14 protein-coding genes are annotated in these 22,260 nt (G+C 44.8%); 8 read left to right on the top strand and 6 right to left on the bottom strand.

The annotated features are described in order from the left end of the window. Nucleotides 1-274 precede the first annotated feature (274 nt). From CW735_RS00840 to CW735_RS00850, 3 genes are read left to right on the top strand one after another with little or no spacing between them, the layout of a single operon-like run. Complete coding sequence (locus CW735_RS00840; RefSeq protein WP_100970711.1) at nt 275-2,977, top strand: TonB-dependent receptor; 2,703 nt, start codon at nt 275-277, stop codon at nt 2,975-2,977. Nucleotides 2,978-2,993: 16 nt separating this feature from the next. Then, on the top strand, nt 2,994-3,980 hold the full coding sequence (locus CW735_RS00845; RefSeq protein ID WP_100970712.1) for a purple acid phosphatase family protein: 987 nt from the start codon (nt 2,994-2,996) through the stop codon (nt 3,978-3,980). Next, a complete protein-coding gene (locus tag CW735_RS00850; RefSeq protein ID WP_100970713.1) occupies nt 3,980-5,602 on the top strand; it encodes a phytase in 1,623 nt (540 codons plus the stop codon). The genes CW735_RS00845 and CW735_RS00850 overlap by 1 nt, the downstream gene beginning before the upstream one ends. Before the next feature lie 65 nt (nt 5,603-5,667). Here CW735_RS00850 and CW735_RS00855 read toward each other — a convergent pair whose 3' ends face one another. After that, entirely contained in the window at nt 5,668-6,225 is a 558-nt protein-coding gene (locus CW735_RS00855; protein ID WP_232368340.1) for a hypothetical protein, read from the bottom strand. Between the two features lie 313 nt (nt 6,226-6,538). Between CW735_RS00855 and CW735_RS00860 the strand changes: the two genes are divergently transcribed. Further along, nucleotides 6,539-7,750: a diguanylate phosphodiesterase gene (locus tag CW735_RS00860; protein ID WP_100973139.1), complete on the top strand. Its 1,212-nt coding sequence runs from the start codon at nt 6,539-6,541 to the stop codon at nt 7,748-7,750. Between the two features lie 252 nt (nt 7,751-8,002). Here the strand turns inward: CW735_RS00860 and CW735_RS00865 are convergent, their stop codons facing one another. From CW735_RS00865 to CW735_RS00885, 5 genes are all read right to left on the bottom strand, one after another. After that, nucleotides 8,003-10,888, bottom strand: a complete 2,886-nt coding sequence (locus CW735_RS00865) for a M14 family metallopeptidase (RefSeq protein ID WP_100970714.1) — start codon at nt 10,886-10,888, stop codon at nt 8,003-8,005. A gap of 357 nt (nt 10,889-11,245) precedes the next feature. Beyond that, nucleotides 11,246-12,067 (bottom strand): alpha/beta fold hydrolase, encoded by an 822-nt coding sequence (locus tag CW735_RS00870; RefSeq protein ID WP_100970715.1) that lies wholly within the window; start codon nt 12,065-12,067, stop codon nt 11,246-11,248. An 18-nt stretch (nt 12,068-12,085) separates the two neighbouring features. Further along, complete coding sequence (locus CW735_RS00875; protein WP_157812631.1) at nt 12,086-12,724, bottom strand: chalcone isomerase family protein; 639 nt, start codon at nt 12,722-12,724, stop codon at nt 12,086-12,088. A 249-nt stretch (nt 12,725-12,973) separates the two neighbouring features. Then, the gene (locus CW735_RS00880; RefSeq protein ID WP_100970717.1) at nt 12,974-15,040 is read right to left on the bottom strand and encodes a TonB-dependent receptor; all 2,067 of its coding nucleotides are present in this window, start codon (nt 15,038-15,040) and stop codon (nt 12,974-12,976) included. Between the two features lie 270 nt (nt 15,041-15,310). Then, nucleotides 15,311-16,021: a DUF1499 domain-containing protein gene (locus CW735_RS00885; protein ID WP_071978267.1), complete on the bottom strand. Its 711-nt coding sequence runs from the start codon at nt 16,019-16,021 to the stop codon at nt 15,311-15,313. Nucleotides 16,022-16,295: 274 nt separating this feature from the next. On the opposite strand from CW735_RS00885, the gene CW735_RS00890 reads away from it, so the two are divergent. The 4 genes from CW735_RS00890 to CW735_RS00905 all read left to right on the top strand — a co-directional run bounded on the left by CW735_RS00890 (nt 16,296) and on the right by CW735_RS00905 (nt 22,246). Next, on the top strand, nt 16,296-17,063 hold the full coding sequence (locus CW735_RS00890; protein WP_071978268.1) for a DNA-J related domain-containing protein: 768 nt from the start codon (nt 16,296-16,298) through the stop codon (nt 17,061-17,063). Between the two features lie 352 nt (nt 17,064-17,415). Then, on the top strand, nt 17,416-18,558 hold the full coding sequence (locus CW735_RS00895) for an efflux RND transporter periplasmic adaptor subunit (protein ID WP_071978269.1): 1,143 nt from the start codon (nt 17,416-17,418) through the stop codon (nt 18,556-18,558). A 21-nt stretch (nt 18,559-18,579) separates the two neighbouring features. Next, on the top strand, nt 18,580-21,678 hold the full coding sequence (locus CW735_RS00900; RefSeq protein WP_100970718.1) for an efflux RND transporter permease subunit: 3,099 nt from the start codon (nt 18,580-18,582) through the stop codon (nt 21,676-21,678). Between the two features lie 70 nt (nt 21,679-21,748). After that, nucleotides 21,749-22,246, top strand: coding sequence for an alpha/beta hydrolase (locus tag CW735_RS00905; protein WP_100970719.1), 498 nt, complete (start codon nt 21,749-21,751; stop codon nt 22,244-22,246). The last annotated feature ends 14 nt before the right edge of the window (nt 22,247-22,260 follow it).

The following is a 22,260-nucleotide window of genomic DNA, read 5'->3' on the forward strand; positions in this document are numbered from 1 at the left end:
TACCGCAAACCGCAATTAATGCGTAGCGTTATTTTGGCTCACAAATATGACACTTTAACGAAATATTACCGCGTTACACCCTTCTAAATTGTCTTTTTTCTTTTAAAAACAATTGGATATGTGGGGGTTATTTTGGCTCAGAAAAGTCAAAATTCTCAATGAATTCGTGCATAACCAGGTCCGTAAGCAGTACCAGTCAAAAAAATGTCACGGAAACGTCATTTTTGAACTCTACTTTGACGGGGCTTTCACACAACCACAAAAGAACTCGGTTATGCACACTAAAAAATTATCTCTCCTTGCTATGGCCTGCACAGCAGCCATGCAATTTGTTTCGCCGCAAGCACTTGCGGAAGAGTCGTCCCAGTTAGTGGGAAAAGTCACTAACGTGAATAGTAGTAAGCTATTTGCCGGCGCAAAAATTGATATCAAAGAGCTTGGTATAAGCGTTTATGCTGACAAAGAAGGCCGTTTTAACATTCCCCGTATAGCGCCGGGTACTTATACCGTAGAAATTGATTATTTAGGCACGCAGCCATCAACACAAACGATAGTGGTGAAAGACGAAATTACTAACGTGACATTATTGGTGGGTACAGCAAGCGATACGTTAGAAGAACTGCTGGTTCGCGGACAACGAAGCGGGCAAGCCAACGCCATTAATAAGCAGCGTATGTCAGATGGTATCACCTCGGTAGTGTCTGCAGATGCAATTGGTCAGTTTCCTGACCAGAACGCTGCGGAGTCTTTACAACGTTTACCGGGCCTTTCTATTGAGCGCGACCAGGGTGAAGGTCGTTTTGTGGGAATTCGCGGTATTGACCCTAATTTAAATAACGTCACTATCAACGGTCTTAACATTCCTTCCCCCGAGGGCGGTGTCAGATCGGTGGCGCTAGATGTTATCCCTTCTGAGCTAATCAGCAGCTTAACCGTGTCTAAGTCGGTCACCTCTGATATGGACGCAGACACGATTGGCGGTAATATTGAAGTTAAAAGCGTGAGCGCCTTCGACCGCGCAGCTGACAGCGCCTCATTTACGGCACAGTTAAGTCAAAACGAACTGCGCGATGCATTAAGCCCTAAATTAGCAGGCAGCATTACGCATAAAATTAATGATAAATGGGGTATTGCTGCGGCACTTAGCTATTTTGATCGTGAATTCGGCTCGGACAACATTGAAACCAATGGCGATGATGAAATTGAACAACGCCATTACGCCATCACCCGTGAGCGTCTTGGCGGTGCAGTGAATATTGATTATAGACCAGACTTTAATAATCAATATTACCTTCGTACGCTATATAGCCGCTTCTCAGACGATGAATTCAGACAGGCAAACGTATATGTGCTTGATGGTGAAGATTCAGAAGTAGAACGCGAGAGCAAAGACCGTTTTGAAGAACAAAGTATTTTAAGTATATCAGCCGGTGCTGAGCACGAACGTGATACGTGGACGATTAGCTATCAGGCCGGTTATTCGCGCTCTGATGAAGACGAGCCAGACGCACTTTATTATGTTTTTACCGGCGCTGATACTGGCCTTGATGGAGATCTTGAGCAGCGCATTCCACAACTCACTATTCCGGCCTCGCTCAACGATTTTAGCAATTATGAGCTTGACCAAATGAGCCTTGAGCGTGGAAACGCTGAGGACACGGAACTCAGTTTCCGTCTCGATATTGCCAAACGAATAGAGTGGTTAGGCAGCGACGGTGAACTGAAATTTGGGTCGAAATACCGCACGCGAGAAAAAACAGCGGTAGCAGATATTGCCATATTTGATGGCGGTTTTGATAACTTCGACAATGCGTCGTTTGCTACTTCATCACCCGATTACGGCTTAGGTGATTTTGGGCCGGGCTTTAACCGCGGTGCACTGAGAAGTAACTTTAATCAAAGTCGAGAGCAATTAGAACTTGCGGAGTTAGATTCTCGCATCGAATCTCAAGGAGATTCTTTTACTAACGACGAAGATATTTTTGCCGCCTATGTCATGACGCGTTTTGACTGGGATAAGTTGCGTGTGGTCGCGGGTTTGCGTTATGAGAACACATCGTACAGCACGTCTGGCTCTCAGGTATCGTTAACCGAAAATGAAGACACCGACAGTCTTGATTTAACGATAGATCCAGTCAATGCCTCACGTGACTACGACAATTTATTCCCTAGCGTTAATCTGCGATACGCGTTTTCAGAAAAACTTATAGCCCGCGCGGCATTTACCCAAACCCTCTCGCGCCCCAGTTTTGAAGACGCCGCAGCGTTTCAGATTATTGAAGCTAACGTGAGAACTCAAGACGGCGAACAGGTGATAGAGCGTGAAGCAAGCGTAGGTAACCCCGAGTTGCTGCCCTATGAGGCGGATAACTTTGATTTAATGCTTGAATATTACCCAGGTGACATCGGCGTCCTTTCTGCAGGCATTTTTCACAAACGTATCGATAATTTCATCGTGGAAGCGAACGTTGCGGGCTCTGGCGCTTTTGAAGGGTTTGAAGAGGCGTTTCAGCCTATTAATGGTGAAGAGGCAACGTTAACGGGCTTAGAGCTTAGCTGGGTTAAGAGCTTTAATAATGGTCTGTTGTTGTCAGCAAATGGCACATTTTCAAATTCAGACGCGGTGACTATTTTAGATGGCGAGCGTTTCGAAACTAATTTGCCTAATCAATCAGACACCGTCGGCAATGTCGCCGTTGGTTATGAAACTGATTCGCTGAGTTTGCGCTTGAGCATGACCTATAAAAGCGACAACTTAGAAGAAATTGATGACGGCATGTTGCGTATTGAAGACGACCACCAACAAATTGATTTTGTTGCCAAGTACTACATAAATAATGATATGCAGTTGTACTTTAACGGCATTAACTTAGGCGATGAACCGTTATATCACTACTTCGACGAGCGCAACCGCAACGCGCAGTTCGAGGAATATGGTCGTACGTTCGAAGTTGGCTTCATTTGGCGCATGCAGTAATGGGAAATAGATAAACATGAAATTGAAAAGCTTCCTTACTGCAGTTCATGTTTTTCTTTGTCTTGCCAGCTTTTCGCTGGCAAGCCAAGAGAATATAAACAGCGAATATTATCAGCAGCATCCTATTGTGGGCCTTGAAACATCAGATGACAGTTTTAGTTTTTTGGTTATCGGGGATTGGGGGCGCAACGGTCACTACCATCAACGCACAGTGGCTAAGTGGATGGACATCACCGCTCAAAAGGTCGATGCAGAGTTTGTAGCAACCACGGGGGATAATTTTTATAGCAATGGTATCGCCTCTACTCAAGACCCCTATTGGCGCAGCTCGTTTGAAGACGTTTACACTGGTCCGCACTTGTTCATCGACTGGCATGCGGTATTGGGGAATCACGATTATCGCGGCAATTGGCAGGCGCAAATAGATTACAGCGAAATAAGCCGACGCTGGGAAATGCTCGCGCCTTATTACGTAAAAAACGTCGATGTTTCAGAAGATATCACCGCTTTGTTGTTGTTTATTGATACCAGCCCTCTTAATCCTGCATATCGGGAAAGAGATAAATATGCTGAGGCGATGCGGCAAGACGGGGAAACTCAACTTAAGTGGATTGATAAACAGTTAAGCGAGTCTGATGCTGACTGGAAAATTGTTGTTGGTCATCACCCACTTTATTCAAGTGGAAAACGCTATGGTAAAACCAGCGGTATTCGCGATGTACTCGAGCCATTGTTCGAAAAGCATGGTGTCGACGCCTATTTCGCAGGACACGAGCATGATCTTCAACATAATCGTGCCGCCGATTTGAAGGTTGAGCACTTTGTTTCAGGGGCGGGTTCTGAACTTCGGCCCGTAAAGCAGCGTGAATTTACGAAGTTTGCCCAGTCCCAGGCGGGTTTTGCCGTTGTGTCAGTGAGTAGCGCTAAGTGCTTAGTGCAATTTGTAAATGATAGCGGAGAGGTGATTTATCACTATGCCCTCTCTTTAAAAAAGGACAAGTAATGTTACCCCGTTTTCCTTTAAGTGGGCTTCTTGCCCTATCTTTAAGTCTGCACTGCCATGTGGGCTATGCATCTACACAGCCTTTGCCAGCGCCTTTTTCTGACGATATTGAAACGTATGCCATTCACAGTATTGATAAGCAACGTCACGTCGCCGCTCACATCGACCCGCTCACTCAGGCGCTAGTTGTGAGCACGTTAGACGCCGGTCACGAACATAATGGTGCGCGAATGTCAGAGAAGTATCGCACCTCATCACCACAGGCCGATGTAGAAACGCTGTGTTTGTTTGAAGACGAACAGGGTGTCGGCGCATTTCTCTTTGATGTGCGAGGTATGGCAAAGCAGCACTACCTCTATCGCAAAGCAACAAAACAGTGGGAGCTTTTACCCATTAGAGAGTTTGCCGTTGGTGGCGAAATTGAATATTGCACTGTAGATAACGCATCTGGTCGCGTTTTCATGGCCGAAGAGGGCGTGGGAGTGTGGCAAATATCACTGGCACCAGAATCTGAATTGGTGCGTCACTTAGCGCCTTTAGCGTTAAATGAAGATACGATAGATATAACACTTACCTCTAAAGATAGTGTTAAGGTCACGGATGAAAAAGGTAAGGTTTTTACCTTCGACGCTGAGCCTGTGGCTTATGTCCGTGATGATCTTTCACTATTGGTGGTAGATGGACAAACCGACCCGGTACAACGCTTTGGCGATGCCGCCGACGACCCAGCCATTTGGGTAAATAATGATGATCCCGAACAAAGCCTTATTATTGGTACCGATAAAAAGGCGGGATTAGATGTGTACAATCTCAGCGGAGAGCGGCTTCAGCATCTGCCGATAGGCAAAGTGAATAATGTTGATGTGCGTCAGTCGGTGCGCTTTGGCACACAGTCTGTGGATCTTGCTGTAGCGAGTAATCGCACTGGTAATAAACTTAGTGTTTTCAACATTGACGTAAAGACTCGCCAAGTTTCTCATCTTGCTGATCTTCCTACACCGCTCAATGATGTGTACGGCTTATGTCTCTATCAGCCAAAGGAAGGCTTAGAGGTGTTGGTCAACGATTCAGATGGTACCTATTTGCGATATGCACTTAGTGTGGATAATGGTGAGTTTGGTGCATCTTTGATGGAGCAATTTAGTGTACCGAGCCAACCGGAAGGCTGCGTGGCGGATGATCAACGTCAGCAGCTTTTTTACGGTGAGGAGGCCTCGGGTATATGGCTTCGCAGTTTAGCCGATATTAACTTGCCTAGTGAAAAAGTGGCTGATCTGAATGACAAAGTACACGCAGACATTGAGGGCATGGAAATTTATACTTTCGATGGCCAACGTTATCTGGTTGCATCGAGTCAAGGAAATGATAGCTACGCTGTTTATGCAGTCGATGACGACATGCGCTGGTTGGGAAGCTTTCGTATTGCCCCAGACATTGAAAAGGGTATTGACGGTGCGTCGGAAACTGATGGACTTGCTATTAGCAGTGCCAACCTTGGCGCGGGTTATCCCGAAGGACTTTTAGTGGTGCAAGACGGGCGCAATGTGATGCCTAGCGATAAACAAAACTTTAAATTGGTATCGGGCGTTAAATTACGCAACTTCATTCGCCAGTATCGCTGATACAGTTTCAACACTGAATATTTAAAGCCAGAGACATGTTTTCGACGTGCCGATGGCTTTACGTTTTAAAAAGCAATACCAATTGCTAAACCTGCCACTATGGCATCGTCGTGATCGTGATGATAGTCGTAATGAAGCTGCGGAGATAGCGTAAACCCTGATATTTCAAATTCGTATAATAGACCTAATCGCGCCACTGCTATTTCTTCACCTTCAAAAAACTCAACGCCTGGACCCACTTGAGCAATAAAATTATTGGTAATGTGTAAGTCGGCTACTGCAAGATAAGTGTAAGCGTCAAGTTCACCAAAAGCATATTCGGCAACCACCCCTACGCCAAGGAAGTCATTCATACGGTATTCGTAATCTATCCCAAGAGTAAATGCATTACCGTGGCTATCGGTGTATGTGGTGGCAGCAAGTACTGAAAGGTGATGTGGTGACTGCTGCCAGTGGTGATGGCTGTCTTCAGCAACTGCTGCGTTGCCAATTACGGTATAGCCAATAATGCATAGACATAAGCTTCTGCTCAGAAAGCTGCGGGGTCGTCTAAAAAGAGGGAAAAGAATAAGTTTAAAGAGCCGGATAAGACAGTAATGACGGGAAATTAGACTTTTGTTCATGTAGATACTCGCTTAACTTCAAGGTTAGATACAACAAAGCGATTTTTAAGGCTGAACTTAACTTTAGTGTAGAAATTAATTTTTTGCATTTTTTTGCATAGTGCGGCATGTCATTATCTCTGCAAACCACCGGCAAAAGGAAATTCAATTTTATTTTTAGAAGCATAAATGGTTGGGTTTTAAATTTGTAATCTATGGAAATTAGAAAAAACAGACAAATGGCACTACATTTTATTTGGGAGGTATTTTTTTCATTATTAGAAGTTAGGTGAAAAAGCAGGGGCAATCAATATCTCACATAGAGGGTTTTAGCGTGATAAGACAGCTGGTATATCGTAGTAGAGCGTCTGCACAAATGAGTCAAGTTGACCTTGATAAAGTAACTAGCGACTCTTTGCCCTTCAATCTAAACAATGATGTAACGGGTATTTTGCTCTTCGACGGGGAATATTTTTTTCAGGTTCTTGAAGGTGAGTCAAATTTAATCGCAGGCCTTTATGAACATATTCAAAAAGATCCACGACATGGCAACATCGTTAAAATTACAGATAACGCCATACATCAACGTGATTTTGGCGATTGGGCATTACGCACAATAAAGCTCGACCAAAAAAGCGGTGCCTATTGGTTGCCGTCTGACCTTTCTCTTCATCGCGATAGCAGGATTTTTGGCTTACTGAACGGTTTCGCTTCAGGAAAATGGCGCATGTGCTTATCTAATAAGGATTTGAAGGCGCTAAGGGCGTTTGTGGTTCAAGATGAGATCAGCGTAGTGGCCTATGCTCAGTCCGACATTCAATTTGCCTTTCAACCAATCGTGGATACACATAAAGGTGCTATTGTTTCTTACGAGGCGTTATTGCGCAGTAACGACGGACGTTTTCCTGAAGATGTTTTAGATAGTTTTCACGGAAGTGAAAAGTATCAATTTGATTTGAATAGTAAGGCTATTGCTGTTGCGCAGGGTGCACAAATACTGCGCCCAGACCAAGCGTTAGCCATTAATCTATGTCCCGGTGCTATAACGCACTGCCCTGATATTACGAATTATCTTCTCGGTTTAGCATCAGACAACAACTTAAAGCCACAGCAGTTGATTTTGGAAGTTACAGAATCTGAAATTATAGAAGAGGGAGCGCTTTTTTTTGACGCTATAGAGAATTTGCGTTCTAGAGGAATTCGGGTTGCCCTAGATGACTTTGGTGCCGGTTATGCGGGGTTATCATTACTCGCCGATTTTCTTCCAGATAAAATTAAGCTCGACCGCAGAATTACCACCAATATTCATGAAAATGGACCGCGACAGGCTATCTTTGAAGCAGTGTATGAGTTTGCTAACTCTATGGGCATTCCTCTTATTGTCGAGGGAGTAGAGACCATGGACGAATGGCTGTGGCTTCAGCATGCTGGTGCTCAGCGGTTTCAAGGCTACCTCTTTGCTCGCCCTAAATTAAACGGGGTAGAGAAACTTAATTTTGTAGTGAATGGAATAAACAAAGCCGTAAATGTTAGGAAGGCCGGTTAATCTAGACGACTGCGATAACTGCGATAACTGCGATAACTGCGGTAACTGCGGTAACTGCGAAGACTGCAAAGAGTGGTCATAAAACTGCGAAACCATGCCCCTATCAAATATGTCACTGGAGCATCGAAGCACTTTATACACAGCAACGGAATATATCAGCGAAAATTAAAAAGGGGCCGTGTTCTTTATGTAAAAACACGGCCCCTTGGTTTTTTATAACTCTGTTATGTCTCAGTGCTGCCTCAGTGCTGATTAAAGCGACACATGCTTTTGACTACCTAGGCCAGGGCCATACACAATGGCATTGAGTAATAGCCTGTTTGTGCCTAGTGCAGCACCTCTAAAGTTAGGCTGGCCAGAGAACAAGATAATTTGCCCTTTACCACTGCGTTCACGAGTCAAGTAAGCCGTATTCGCAATACGCTGCTGAGCTTCCGGCCACAACAGGCCACTCATTCTTACGTTTAGTGCTTTATTCTCTGGTAGGGTAAACCAACGGTCGGCAGTCTTTTTGCTCTCACCAGCTGTTTTCTTCTTACTATCATTTGGACCAAATACGCCCGCTCTAACCACAGCTTCGCTATTATCTGCCGACATAAGCAGCGGCTGGTTGCTGTAAAGTAGTGGCAATACCTCAGGGGTACCTGCTGTCAACCAGTGCTGTTGGTCAGTTCTGCCAGCTACCATAGCGCCACTTGGCATAAAATGACTTAGCCATTTGTCGCGACGCGTTAGCTCGTCTTCTTTCAGTGGCTTAGGAAGGTCGTCCCAAGGGAATGTGTAGTCTGCATCCAGGGTATGAGACATAGCTGCCTTTCTATCAACCTTGTCTTCACCTGCCATATATTCTCGCGTAAGAGAAATATCGTAATCGAGTGCCTTTTCAAAACTGTTTTCAATTGTTTTGACTTTAGCTATACCGTCTTTATTAGCCAACGCAGCCGCACTTCGCCCGTGGGCAATAAGGGTTCCGCCATTTTTAACCCACTCGTCTAAAAGCGTCTGTTTTTGCTTATCTAGCGCGCCGTAGCTGGTAGGCAGTATAATAACGTTATATCTGCGCAAGTCGGTGCGATTTAGCGAGTTTACATCTATTTGGCTATGACGAATGCCCAGATGCGTGTCTAAGCTATACCAGGTAGCGCCTACATCGTAGCTAGCAAAGTTACCATGACTTAAAATGGCAATTTGTGGCTGGGTGAGTAAGTCAAAGTGCTTGCCACCCCATTCAGGCAAATCACCTTCTCCAAACCCACTAGTCGTTGCTGTAACAGATATTTTAAGTTCGTCAGCCGTTTGTTTGATGGTTTGAGCGAGATCTTTTTTGTTGGGATTGTCTGTAACGGTGACGGCGATTGAACCACGATTGAACGTGGTATCTTGAAACTCAGAATCGCGATCGATATAGCGAACATGAACACCGCGTTCCATAAGTCTTGCAGCAAAAGCCACTGAACGGTCATCAGCACCATCTACTATCCATGCAATCGCGTTATCAACAAACGCATGAGCATGAGAAGGTGTGTTTGGTGAATAGGGGCTAACATTACGCGTTATATTCTCGGGTACAGTAACGCTTTCAAGGCCGTACATCATGGTCAGGTTCCATGCTGTTGTGTCGTACATAAGCGATGAGCCGTCACGTAAAGTCTTCTGGCGCTCTTCTAGTAATACTGCGTCATTAACGCCAGCGTCAAACTCCATGATAGCGGCAATAAGCGGTGCTTCAGGCTGGCGGTTGGGTATAACAAGGCTTCCCTTGGGAATGATGAGGTCTTCTTTCACTTCACCTAATTGAGTGGTAGCACGGTCTACTTCAATATCTTTATCCGCAACATACACATTAATATCCTGTGCCTGCAAACGGCTTACCAGTGCGCTTGTTCTTCCCACGTTATCATTTGCCATTACAACGTAAGTGCGATTGGCGAATTTGCCTTTTGAGGCCACATTATTCTTGCGCCCCTGCCAATAATCTCGATACATGGCTTTGCTGTTTTTATCGAGTGTTTTTAAATTAGCTAGCGTAGAAACAAACTGATGGTGAACCGATTCGATATAAGTTTGCACAGTGCCTTCAGGGCGGCGAACGCCGTCTTCGGCCATGCGAGACTGTTCATATAAAATATGCATAGTTCCGCGGTATTCAGAGTAATTTGAATAGCCTGGGTACCAATTTTCAAACCACTCACCCGTGTAATAGCGCCAGCCTTTCTTATCGAACGCTGAAGATTGATCGCGCGCAAAAGTTTTTGCCCATTTTTGCAAGTTAGGATCTATATTCTGATTTAGTGGCTGGCGGGGTGGACCCATTAAATAGGTGTCTTGGCTTCCCATTTCGTGACCATCAATCATTAGCTGGGGGCGCCAGTCGTTTATCATTTCCACTCGACCGACGGTTTCAGGCTGCGTGAGATAAAAGAAGTCGCGGTTTAAATCGAAAAAGTAGTGGTTTGTTCTGCCGTAAGGCCAGTCACCGCGGTGCAATAAAGATTGGTCATCTACATTAGGTGCTGTGCCGCGGTATTGCTCGAGCGATTTGGCAAACCTAGCGCGCCCGTCTGGGTTCATCATGGGGTCGATAACCACTACCATATCATCAAGCAGGGCTTCCACGTCTTTGTCTTCACTGGCTATTAAGTGATAAATGGCTGTTAGCGCGGCATCTGCGCCTGATGTTTCGTTTCCGTGAATAGAGTACGCCATCCAAGCTACGGCTGGCAGCGAATCAATAAGTTTGCTTGCTTCGCTATCGCTTGTTTTTAAGGGGTTAGCGAGTTGCTCAATGTTCTGCTTAATCGTATCTAATTCGTTAAGCACCGACGGTGTTGATATAAAAACAGCTACAAGGGGGCGCCCTTCGTGAGTGCGTGCATATTCTATTACTTGCAGTCTGTCACTTTGCCCGGCCCAGTGCATAATGGCGCTGTGTATTTGCGTTGGGTTGGCAACGCGAGAGCCTATAGGAAATCCCAGCAAGTCATCTGGGTGGGTAATGTTTTCGTTGTAAGTGCCGGTAAGTAACTCACCCTTGTATTGTAGGTCTGGATCCTTGATAGGTTTCATGAGAATAGCTGAATAAGCAGGCATTACTGCTATTCCTAGCAATAGCACGAACCACTTTTGTATAGATTTCATGTGTGTCCCTTGTCGCTTTCTGATTTTTCTAAGTAATTATTAGCCAGCCTATCGTTTTTGACCGTTCACGTGTTAGACAAGTCATGTGTTAGACAAGTCATGCGTACGACAATGGTTAGCTGAATTTTTACTTGCTTTGTTGTATGACTACTCAATTCATAGTGTAGCGTATAAATTAAACAGTCAATGAGGCTGCGATGAACGAATGAGTTATCACGATTTTAGTGCGGATTGGTAAAACCTTCTGCAATGCAGTGAATAGCGTATTGCTGAAACAGTCGACACTGTAAGTCAGCAATACGAATTAACGACTAGGCACTTAAATTAACAATAAACTCCACTGTACTTGTCAATTAATCAGGCGCTTTCTGTAGAGTGTAGAAAATTACTGTAAGTGTCTAATATGGCCGGTTTTTCCCAGTGAAGGAAATGACCGGTATCTGGCACGAGTTTGTATACACAATTGGGTATTTTGGTTACTGCAGCACGTATGCCTTCGTGGTCTAAAATGGTGTCGTGCTCTCCGCAAATTACCAAGGTTTTTGCTTTTATTTCCCGTAGATTGATAAGTTTGCTTATATCTCGGCTGGTTTTTACAAACTCGCAGTGTTCGTAAAAGTTCAACAGCTCTTTCTCGTCCATGTTCGAAAATTGGTTTATCATTTGCTGTTTTTGCGATTCGGGAATGTACTGCCCAAAGCATTCGATCATAAGTGGAGCAATACTTTCAAAATCACCGGTCTTAAACGCCGACTGACCCTGATGAATAAGCTCTAAAATGGTATCGTTGGTTGATACGCCAAAGCTGCCTAGTATCATTTTTTCGATTTTGGCAGGATATTTTGCCGCAATATAAGCCGCAAGTATGGTTCCCCAAGACGCCGCGGCTAGCACCACTTTGTCGGTCTTTGCGGTATCTGCGATAACATTCAACAGCACCTGCTGTTGCTCTTCAAACGTTACCTGTGGTTCCCCCGATAGAATTTCCGCTCTACCTGTACCGGGTAAATCAAATACAACTACCGAAAAAGAGGGAACAAAACGCTTAACAAACGTTCGCCATACTGCCATCGTTTGTTTAGCGCCGCTAATGCATACAATGGTGTCTGGTTTGTCTCCATAATTACGGTAGGGCACAAGAAACCTATCACAACGTATACTGCCTTTTACAACCTTCACACAATCGCCTCATTACTCTTAGCGCAGTTGATTTGCTATCAATGCTTTATTATCTACTATTGGTTTTTGACCAAACCAAATTGACCAGAGTGCCTCAGTGAGTTCTCTGTTGTCTGTTTCTACAATTCTTTGTTCATTGAAATGTACGATAAGTTTCGTTTTATCTATACGAGTTAACACCAATCGGGATTTCTCAGTTATATCGTTATCGAAGCCTTCTGACAATCGTATTATGTCGTTTTTAATTTCGCTCAAATCTTTACCGGGGTTATTACGCTCAATACCGTCGATAAGTGCCTCTTCTACTTGCTCTCGTGAAACGTCGCGTAAAAACTCTATTTCAACCCGTTGCGACAGATCGCCTGCAGCGATGAGTTTTATAAGTTCGTCGGGATTGCTCGACTTTTCTGCGGGCCAGGCCATGAAGTGACTGATTTTGTAAACACTGAAAAAAAAGCGTTTTCTAATTGTTGAACCGCTGAAGACTAAGGGTATTGAACGCGCCTCAGCGCGAGAATTTGGCGTTGTTTCTGCATCTGCTGCAGACGCGTTGGTACAATGTATGGTCAAAAAAAACAGAAAAGGTAGCAGCAACGACGAGGTACCAGTGCATAGGAATAACGATTTATAAGGCATATTTCCAGCGAATGAATTCAACGAATGCTCCAACAGACCTACTAAAAAAGCTCTTAGAGATTACGTTGTTAAACTACATTAAAAAAGCATGTTAACAAATAATTAATGTTTATGTAGCCTAGAATGAATTCAAGCTTTATTCGCTTGATAAGAGTGTTGAAAAAAGGGCAGAAACTTTTAGTTGTTCTTGAGTTTGCAATCACAAATTAACAAAACAAACACTACAAAGAAAATGCCCAAACAAAACAACGAGAGTGATGGCTTACAAGCCTAGTACCTTAGCGCGAATGTTAAACGCACATTTCTTGGTTCTACTGGGTGATAGTGCAAATCTTCAATGCCTCCCTCGGGCTCACCGGGTAATCGCGAAGCATAGAAATAGTCAATATCGTGGTCGTCACTATCAAGGGCGTTTAACACTTCCAAAGTAATATCCCAGTTGGGCTGTCTGTATACCGCCTGAGCATTAAGTAGAAAAGTTGAAGGTGGAGAAACTTCATCAAAACTTTCAACGGTGCGTGAACTCAGGTAGCGGGCACGCAATGTATAGCTCATGCCTAATTGATTACTGTTTTGGTAGTAAGTCGCGCCAGCGCTAATAACACCAGGAACCGTACCGTCGATATGTCTTCCCTCGCCCTCAACGCGGTCGCTAAAGCGTGCTTTTGTATAGGCTGCTTCTATGTCGGTAGTAAGGTGATGGTTTACCCAATAATAGGCGCTTATCTCTATACCGTGGCGCTCGGAAGGGCGACTGGGTTCGGTGAAGCCTGCATCGCCAACGTACAGTAACTCGCTATCAAGTTCTAACCGCCAAAGCGCCGCCGAGATGTTAAAGGTTCTTCCGTCTGTGTAATTTAATCCGGTTTCATATCCTAAAGATTTTACTAACAAAGGCGAGGGGGCGGTAGCGTCACCTGTGGATGGGTCAATACTGATCGTTGCTCCTCGTGCATCGTTTGAGTGAAAGCCCTGACCCACATTGGCAAACGCTGTTAAGTTTTCACTTACTGCGTACTTTAGTGCGGCTTTAAGAGTAAATAATCCGTCTCCTTTATTGCCGCTGTTTGCTGCTAAGTCACTATCTACCTCAACGTCTAAATAATCATAGCGGCCACCTAATGAAAGACTCAGATCATCTGAAAGTACAATATTCGATTGTGCGAATAATGAATAACTGCTGCTCTTAACTGCGTCTTCTCTGATTGTGCTAAGGCGTTTAAGATTTTGCGTACGGTATAAGCCAACATTATCAATATCGTCGAAGCGCCATTGGGCACCCATGGTAATAGTGCTTCCCTCGGTTACTTCTAGGGGAAGGGTAGTAAAAATTTCGCCGCCGTAGATTTTTCTGTCATCGGCTTGTTCAAACTGGTCGCCGGTGTCTGGGTTGTCGAGAAAATAAGTGAAGTTTGAAAATAAGGTTAAGTCTGTGTCGATAACATAGAACGATGCATTGACGTCGTCGCTTTTGTAATTCGCAGATAAAGAGTAACGTGACGATTCGCCTCCCACTTGGGTATCGATAGAGCCTAAGCGATCGATAAGGCCGCTTTCTATGGCGCGAGCCGGCACTTGGTCAGCGCCGTTCCAGCTGTTGTCGTAAGCCATTCCAGTAACCGTTAACTCTCCATCAAATAACGGCGTTATGTAGCGGATATTGGCGTTTTTCTTTCTGACGTCTTCGCTAATATCGCTCCACGGTCCTCCGTAGGTTTGATATTCAAGGGCGGCAATAGCTTTTCCGTCACCTATGTCGGCCTGATTAACCGTGGTAATTCGTTGATAGCCATATTCACCTAAAGTGAGAAACAGTTGATTCTTTTCTAGAGAATTTCTTAGATTAAAGAACGCGCCACCGGCACTGGAGAAGTCGCCAATGTTGGCATAATAGGTGCCCTTAAAATAGCTCAGGTTATCTACCATTTCGGGAATAACAAAGTTCAAATCGCTGTAACCTTGACCGTGGCCATGACTTCTCATGTTAATGGGCATACCGTCGACACTCACGGTGAAGTCGGTTCCGTGGTCTAAATTAAAACCCCTTAAAAAATATTGATTGGCTTTACCTGATCCACTGTGCTGGGTCACCATCATGCCTGGAATGAACTCAAGCATCTCGCCGGTGCGCAGCATGGGGCGCTCTAGCAAAGTATCTCCAGACACCCAGCCTTGAGACGCAGACACAAATTCACCACTTTTTTGTGACATATTACCCTTAACCCGAATGTGCTCTATGTCACCTTCGGCTGGGTCGTCTAATGCAAAAACCGACGATGGAGATAAAATCAATGCAACGCTGAGAGACAGTGCTGAAAGTGCATAACCTGAGTTCATAGTTATCCTTAATGAAGTAGCAAGTTAATTAACAGAACGGGGGGCATTGCGTTTTAGATGCAAGAAAGTGTTTGAAAATATAAATGAAAGTCAGTTGGTACTATCTGTTGGAACTAAATGAAGGTCAGTACTCGCTAGTAGGCTGTTTAATCAATAACATTATGAGTTAACACTCGCTGAGTGCCATCCGTAGTGCTTCATGTACACATGAAAAAGCCCGTAAAACTTGCGTTATACGGGCTTTGATTAGGGCTAGTAATAAGTTACGCGTTAGCCAAGTTGCTTTCTAAGCTCCGCAAAAAATTCATTAATACGCTCAGCATTTTTACCCAAGTCACTTTTGCCCACGCGAGATTTACTGCGCACATCCACCAAAGTGTCGTCGCCTTTCTCCGTTAGCCTAATTACCACATCGTCCTTAAAGCCAAACCAAGTGGTTGTATCTGTGGCTTCGAGCGTGTTGGGCAAAGCGCCAGCGGTGACGTTATCCCATCCTAAAATAGCAATGGTTTTCTCTGCAGCTACGTAAACTTCGTTTACAGGCTGTGGAAGTAGCTGGGTCTTTATTTCAGGATAAGCTTCAAGCTGCTGTTTAGTGATTTCGCCGCCAGCGTAATTAATATCATTTGGCGCACCTTCGCGTAACGGCGCAATGGCAACGAACGCAGGTGGATTTGTTACGTCGGTAGTAATGTCATGAATAGGAGGTACGGTACTGGCCTTGCTCATCATGCTTACCGGCATGGCTACGGCTATGAGCGCCAAGACTGCACAAGCAACTGTACTTCCCCAGTTCACATTTTTACGGTTAATTAGCACTTGCAGTACAATAAGAATAAGGGCTGCGCCGCCTACATAAAAGCCAAAGCGCAACGATGTAAAGGCAGTACCTAAGCTCACACCTGCAAACTGATATAGGGGGCCGGGCAAAACCACCATTAAAAAGCCGACTATGCTGGCTAAGGCAATTAATACTTTCACGTTAACTCCATTATTTTTCTTTTATGTTATGGACCTACTTTAACAGGCATTGTGATTTTTTGGATTACTTTCACAACATAATTTTGCAAGTACCCCCGTTATTGCAAAAGACCGAGCAGAGAAGCATTTTTTGCCGGTGATTGCAGACCGGTTATTGCAGACAGCCAAGTAACGCTTTTTAGGACAGGCATGTTAACGCTTTCAAGACAGTCATGTTACGGTTAGATTGCTGTTAACAATAATGTTTAACGAGGTGAGCTTGAAAACGAAGAACATGGAAATAAATAACAGGGAAACAAAGAACAGTAGTTCTCAAGTACATGAAGCACTCGCTGATTTGCTCGTGGACATACTATCAACGATGACTGACCTTTTTAGACAAGGGGTTAGCGAATACCAGTTAATCTCAAAGCTTAAAAATCCGCCTTATTCGGTATTTGACGATGAGGCATTGCGAGACCCTCTTGTACTATTTAAAACTCACTTTGTCTTATTTCACGCTTTGTATTGCTTGCGAAATCAATGGCGCATGAGCGGCATTGGCGAGTTAGATATTCACGCACTCAATATCCAGCTATCTGCACCTACCTCTTCATGTGATAGCGCTTATGAAAGCTTCCAGAAAAGCAGCCAGAAAAGTAGCCAAGATAGCAGCGACAACAGCGACGAACCTGAAAACCATGCGGTTGACGCACACGACGCATTGGCGTCTTACTATCTAAATTGGTCAAATTTTGAAGAGACAGACAAAGAAAGCGTAGAAGCGTTGCTTGATAGCTTTTGGACTCAAATGGGGCATGCTCAATTCGAGACCTATACCGACCACGAAATCGACGATGCTCACCAAGTATTAGGGTTTTCATACACTACGTACTTATCAATGAAAGAAAAGGCATCATGCAACGTCACGTTAGCAGATGTTAAAAAACACTACAGAAAAAAGCTGCAGCAACAGCATCCTGACAAAGGTGGCAGCGTAGAAGGCGCTCAGCGCGTTATTTCTGCATATCAATTATTGATAAAATTTTATTCGTTTAAATAGAATAAAATAACGCTGATTTGTAGGTATTATAAGGATTAAAAGAACGTCGAAGGCTGTTTAACGACAACATTTGTAAATTCAGCCGCTCGGTCTTTTATTCTTTAGTATAAGCGCGCACAATACGCAGGATAAGAGCGTAGATTCGTTAAACGATCACCTAACTATGCCACACCTAAACCGGTACTCCACAGCTAATGGCTTCAGTCCACAAGTGAGTATCCCGGCAGTTTGTAAAGATACATATTTAAACTTGGTCAAAAGGCCTTTCGATGCATTTCGCCGTCATTGGCGAGGTAATGTAGTTGGTATTTCGCCGCCCGCATTTAATAAGTTATTGGGAAAAAGAAGATTTATGAGTCGCATTTTTTATCTTACTGCAACACTACTCACCGTGTTAGGCGTTGTTGGGTGTTCAAACGAGTCAGCATCATCACCAGGTTCTCAGCAGTCCATGCCTGCGCCTTCGGTTTCTGTGATAACTATTAAAAGACAGCCTGTTACCCACGAAATGGTGTTGCCTGGGCGCGTAAGCCCGTCACGGCAATCTCAGGTCAGGCCGCAAGTTGATGGTGTTATTACAGCGCGACTTTTTGAAGAAGGTGCGCAGGTAAAAAAAGGTCAGCAGCTTTACCAAATAGATGAGGCGCGCTATTTAGCGCAACTCAATAGTGCAAAAGCAGATTTAAAGAGTGCACAAGCTAATCTAAAAACACTGGAAGCCAAGGCGCGTCGATACGACGACTTAGTTGAGAAAAATGCAGTAAGTAAACAAGAGTACGACGATGTTATTGCTCAAAAAGAGCAAGCCCAAGCAGCTATAAGTGTGGCAGAAGCAGCGGTAGACGTTGCCAAGGTCAGCATGGGCTACACCAAGGTTTACGCGCCAATAAGCGGTCAAATAAGTCGCTCATTTGTTACTGAGGGAACCTTGGTTACTACGAATCAGGCGCAGCAACTTGCGGTTATTACTCAGCTCGATCCAGTTTACATTGATATGCAGGAGTCGGGTGCTTCAATACTGACCTTACGTCAATCTATGCGCAATCAAGGTTCAATGGATGTTGAACTCACTGTAGACGAGGTAAGTGGCGAAAAATACTCGCACACAGGTAGCGTAAAGTTTTCAGAAGTGACTGTAGATGAAAGCACCGGGTCTGTAACGTTGCGTGCTGAAATGCCCAACCCCGATAGCATTTTGTTACCAGGGCTGTTTGTAAAAGGCCATGTAATAACTGGGCGAGAGAATGCTTTGCTTGTTCCACAAAGAGCCACTACCCGTCAGCCGAATGGCTCGCTGTCAGTATATGTTGTAGGAGACGACGGCACCGTAGAGGGCAGAACGCTGAATGTTGGGCAAATATATCGCGACCAGTATGTAGTTAACGGCGGCCTTAGCGAAGGTGATCGCGTTATTGTTACCGGGTATCAGAAAGTTAAACCAGGTGCCAAAGTGAATGCATCTGAATGGCAACCCTCATCACGCGGCTCACGATAAGCAAGCAAGGAATTTTTAGTTATGGCTCGCTTTTTTATAGACAGACCCGTGTTTGCATGGGTGCTAGCAATTATTACTATGATGGCAGGTGTGCTTGCCATTATTTCTCTTCCCATTGAGCAGTACCCTAAAGTAGCGCCACCTACCGTTACTATTAGTGCATCGTATCCTGGAGCATCGGCAGAAACCGTAGAAAACTCTGTTACACAGGTCATCGAGCAAAGCTTGTCGGGCATTGATAACTTACGCTATTTTTCTGCTAGCAGTTCGAACAGCAGTGTTTCAATTAGCTTAACGTTTGAACCCGGTACCGACCCAGATATTGCGCAAGTACAAACACAAAACAAAGTGCAGGGTGCGCTGCCGCTGTTGCCAAGTGAAGTGCAACAACAGGGCGTTACTGTATCTAAGTCGAACAGCGCTTTTGCATTAGCGGTTGGTTTTTATTCTGAAGACGACACTATGAATCAGTACGATTTGAGTGATCTACTGGTGTCGCAGTTTCAAGATCCCATTTCCCGTGTCAATGGCGTGGGGAATGTGCGCGTATTCGGCGCACAGCGTTCTATGCGTATTTGGTTAGATCCGGATAAATTGAACAGTTACAACCTAACGCCTGTGGACGTACAGGCTGCGGTTCAAGTGCAAAACACCGATGTCTCTGCCGGTCAGTTAGGTGGCTTACCCGCCATTAATAATCAGCAAATTAATGCCACTATTCAGGCGCAAAGCCGCCTACAAACAGAAAAAGATTTTGAAAACATTGTGCTGCGGGTTAATACCGATGGCTCACAGGTAAGAGTGCGCGATGTTGCCCGCGTAGAACTCGGCGCGCAAAGTTACGATGTCATTGTACGCTATGACAGGCGTCCTGCGTCGGGCATGGCCATTAGCTTAAGCTCGGGCGCAAATGCGCTTGAGACAATAAAAGACGTAAAAGCTCGTGTAGAAGAGCTTAGAGCTAACCTGCCAGATAGTGTGAAAGTGGTGTACCCCGTTGATAGCTCTCCTTTCATTGAATTGTCTATAGAGTCTGTGGTGAAAACACTTATTGAAGCCGTGATACTGGTGTTTTTAGTCATGCTGCTGTTTTTGCAAAATTGGCGTGCAACGCTTATCCCTACCATAGCCGTGCCGGTTGTATTGCTTGGTACATTCGCAGTGCTTTTGTTATTTGGGTTTAGCATAAACGTGCTTACCATGTTCGCTATGGTGTTAGCTATCGGGCTGTTGGTAGACGATGCTATCGTTGTTGTAGAAAACGTTGAGCGAATTATGGAAGAGGAGGGACTGCCGCCCGCCGAAGCCACCAAAAAATCTATGACTCAAATTACCGGCGCGCTGGTGGGTATTGCAGCTGTGCTTTCTACCGTATTTATTCCCATGGCCTTCTTTAGTGGTTCTGCAGGAGCTATTTATCGTCAGTTCTCGGTAACTATTGTATCTGCAATGGCGTTTTCAGTATTAGTGGCCATTGTTTTATCTCCTTCGCTCTGCGCTACCTTGTTAAAAAAGCACCCCGAAAATCACGATAAAAATAAGGGCTTTTTTGGCTGGTTTAATCGCACTTTCAATAAAGGTAGAGATTCCTACCAGCGCACAACAACTCACATGGCGAAGCGGGCTAAGCGCTATTTTGTTGTGTATGGTTTGTTAGTGGGTGGTATGGCGTTTATTTTCAGCCAGCTTCCAGGGGCATTTTTGCCCGATGAAGACCAAGGCCGCATGATGGTGTTAGTAAGCACACCTCCGGGAGCAACCGCAGGAAGAACTCTAGAGTCGATAAAGCAAGCGGAAGATTATTTTCTCGATCAAGAGCAGGAGGCGGTAAACGGCCTGTTTTCAGTGGTTGGATTTAGCTTTGCTGGTCAAGCGCAAAATGCGGGCATGGCATTTATAAATTTGAATGATTGGAGCGAACGCGACGAGGATAGCTCGGCATTTGCTGTACTAGGCCGAGCGTTTGGTGCCTTTAGTCAAATTGAAGATGCATCTGCATTTCCTATTGTGCCGCCACCTATTATGGAATTAGGTAACGCTACGGGTTTTGATATGCAGCTAGTGGATCGAGGTGGTAATGGTCACGAAGCGTTAATGAACGCCCGTAACCAGTTGCTAGGTATGGCTGCGCAAAACCTTAAACTTGCGGGCGTTCGCCCCAACGGATTAAGCGATGTGCCGCAATTTAAGATAAACATCGACAGTGAGAAAGCCTCAGCACTGGGTCTGAACTTAAGTGACATTAACCGAACTCTACAAATTGCATGGGGTTCGAGCTACGTTAATGATTTTATCGATAAAGGGCGTATTAAGCGCGTATACATGCAGGGTGACATTCCACATCGCATGACGCCAGACGACCTTGAAAAATGGTATGTGCGCAACAGTAACGGCGAAATGGTGGCGTTTAGCTCGTTTGCCAGCACAGAGTGGGTGTACGGGTCACCTAAACTTGAACGCTTTAACGGTATTTCTTCGGTGAATATTCAGGGCAGTCCTGCCGAGGGTGTTTCATCGGGAGAAGCCATTGCTGAAATGGAAAAGTTGGTTGCGCAGTTACCACCGGGCTACGGCATCGAATGGGCTGGCTTATCTTATGAAGAGCAGCAGGCAGGCTCGCAGGCCCCAATGCTTTATGCTATCTCTATTCTAGTGGTGTTTTTATGTCTTGCTGCTCTATATGAAAGCTGGTCGGTTCCTTTTGCGGTAATGCTGGTAGTGCCGTTGGGGATCCTTGGTTCTGTAACTGCAGCGTTTATATTTAATCTGCCCAATGACGTGTATTTGCAGGTGGCGTTTTTAACCACAGTGGGCTTAGCCGCAAAGAACGCAATTTTAATTGTGGAGTTTGCGAAAGAAGAATACGAGAACGGTGTCGATTTAATGACTGCCGTATCTAATGCCGCGTCTCAGCGCTTCCGCCCTATTTTAATGACCTCTATGGCTTTCATTTTAGGTGTAACGCCACTGGCGCTGGCTAGTGGAGCAGGCGCTGCTAGTCAAAACGCTATTGGTATTGCTGTGATGGGTGGAATGTTCGCGGCCACTTTCTTGGCTATTTTCTTTGTTCCCATGTTTTATGTGATGGTGGAAAAACTATTCCATAAACAAAACAAGTAATGTAAGGTCAAAAGAGGTTTAGTTAGCGTGATATTGAATCTAGCTACTTTTCAATAAGGACATTAGCAAGATGACGACTGTTGTATTTTCTCACGGAAAAGAAAGTGGCCCATGGGGCAGTAAAATTACCACACTTTCTAACGTAGCAAGTGATATGGGCTTTGGTGTTGAAAGTATCGACTACCAAGACCTCGATTGCCCAGAGGCTCGATTATTACGGCTGAAAGACACTATTGCTGAGAAGTGTAACGACGTTATTTTGGTGGGTTCAAGCATGGGCGGTTACGTTTCGTTGGCGGCAGCTAGCCAAATATCCGCTCGTGGGGTTTTTCTGATGGCCCCCGCGCTATATATGCCAGATTATGAAATTCAGCGTTTTCCTTACGACGGCTATGTGAGCGTAGTTCACGGTTGGAACGACGATATTATTCCTATCGAGAACAGCCTGAAATACGCTCGCCATCAAAAAGCACAGTTATTGCTTTTAAATGACGGGCACCGTTTGGCAAACAGCAAGTCTGTTATTTCACCCTTCTTCAGAAATTGGTTAGAAAAGTTTCGCTATTAAATATATAGCTACTA

This window comes from Alteromonas sp. MB-3u-76 (assembly GCF_002831605.1).
GTDB lineage: Bacteria > Pseudomonadota > Gammaproteobacteria > Enterobacterales > Alteromonadaceae > Alteromonas > Alteromonas hispanica.

Coding starts and splice junctions, on each gene's coding strand:
- CW735_RS00900 (WP_100970718.1), top strand. CDS start 18,580: ATGGCTCGCTTTTTTATAGACAGACCCGTGTTTGCATGGGTGCTAGCA.
- CW735_RS00880 (WP_100970717.1), bottom strand. CDS start 15,040: ATGAACTCAGGTTATGCACTTTCAGCACTGTCTCTCAGCGTTGCATTG.
- CW735_RS00855 (WP_232368340.1), bottom strand. CDS start 6,225: ATGAACAAAAGTCTAATTTCCCGTCATTACTGTCTTATCCGGCTCTTT.
- CW735_RS00840 (WP_100970711.1), top strand. CDS start 275: ATGCACACTAAAAAATTATCTCTCCTTGCTATGGCCTGCACAGCAGCC.
- CW735_RS00905 (WP_100970719.1), top strand. CDS start 21,749: ATGACGACTGTTGTATTTTCTCACGGAAAAGAAAGTGGCCCATGGGGC.
- CW735_RS00890 (WP_071978268.1), top strand. CDS start 16,296: ATGGAAATAAATAACAGGGAAACAAAGAACAGTAGTTCTCAAGTACAT.
- CW735_RS00865 (WP_100970714.1), bottom strand. CDS start 10,888: ATGAAATCTATACAAAAGTGGTTCGTGCTATTGCTAGGAATAGCAGTA.
- CW735_RS00895 (WP_071978269.1), top strand. CDS start 17,416: ATGAGTCGCATTTTTTATCTTACTGCAACACTACTCACCGTGTTAGGC.
- CW735_RS00845 (WP_100970712.1), top strand. CDS start 2,994: ATGAAATTGAAAAGCTTCCTTACTGCAGTTCATGTTTTTCTTTGTCTT.
- CW735_RS00850 (WP_100970713.1), top strand. CDS start 3,980: ATGTTACCCCGTTTTCCTTTAAGTGGGCTTCTTGCCCTATCTTTAAGT.